This window comes from Shigella sp. FC1967 (assembly GCF_001743005.1).
Taxonomy (GTDB): Bacteria; Pseudomonadota; Gammaproteobacteria; order Enterobacterales; family Enterobacteriaceae; genus Proteus.
Genome location: NZ_MIIZ01001085.1, coordinates 1 through 965, shown reverse-complemented (window position 1 = coordinate 965; position 965 = coordinate 1). Strand labels below are relative to the sequence as shown.

At 44.5% G+C, this 965-nt stretch carries 1 protein-coding gene; it reads right to left on the bottom strand.

Annotation, left to right across the window (positions count from 1 at the left end):
- Positions 1–190 precede the first annotated feature (190 nt).
- Entirely contained in the window at positions 191–355 is a 165-nt protein-coding gene (locus BHE89_RS23935; RefSeq protein ID WP_014342194.1) for a hypothetical protein, read from the bottom strand.
- Positions 356–965: the final 610 nt, after the last annotated feature.

Below are 965 nucleotides of genomic sequence, written 5' to 3'. Positions count from 1 at the left end.
GATCAAAGTTGTGATGTACGAGTCTGGTTACTTTGTGCTGTCGATGCTTATCTTGTTGGTGATACTCGTCCTGTTCGGCCTTGCATACGAGACTTTTTTTCTAAAAAAACAGTGTTGATTATTTTTTGTTCAGCGATCAAAAGGATAAATATAAAGATCTTTAGATCTTTGTATAAAGGATTAAAAACGGTTAAAGACAGGTTAGGCGTTCTAAATCACCACTCAACACATTGATATTGCTGGTGTTTTCATATTTATTCCGTGCAACGAACCCATAGGTTGCCGTGCAGCGTTCCCATAGGTTGCCGTGCAACGTCCCCACATACCCTTGGATCTTATCCACTGTTATCCACACGGAACCCCTCTTTTTTCCACAAAATCCTTACAAAACAGAGCTTTCGTGCAGCGTTCCCACATATCAGATCTGGTGTTCGTGCAGTGTTCCCACATGTCTAAGGTCATACGTGCAGTCGGCCCATATACAATTTTCTGAACGTGCAACGTACCCACATGTCAATTTTGGTCGTTTTTTGCACCGTGCAACGTACCCACATGTGATCGTGCAGCGTTCCCATATACCGAAACCCCGTTTATGCACAGGAGATGTGGATAACTTTTGGCATCTTTTTGTGTGCGCGTGATCACTTTATGGACTATTAGAGTCATTTTGACTGCCTTTTTTGGTTTGTCCTGATCTGTCAATCTTTGTTCTGCTTCGTCAATCGTGCAGAGTTCCCATATATCGAGAGGTTCAGAACCTGCTTCCGTGCAACGTACCCACATATCAAATCTCATAACGTGCAGGTCCCCCACATCCTCACCCTTTAACTATCAATACCTTACGGGAACCACTCTACGGGAACCACCGGAGCAGCATGGCACTTATCCTTCGTCGTTGCTTACGCTTGCACGATACTGAGAATCAGCTTGCGACTACCGTGCAACGATCCCATATATAGAGCCCC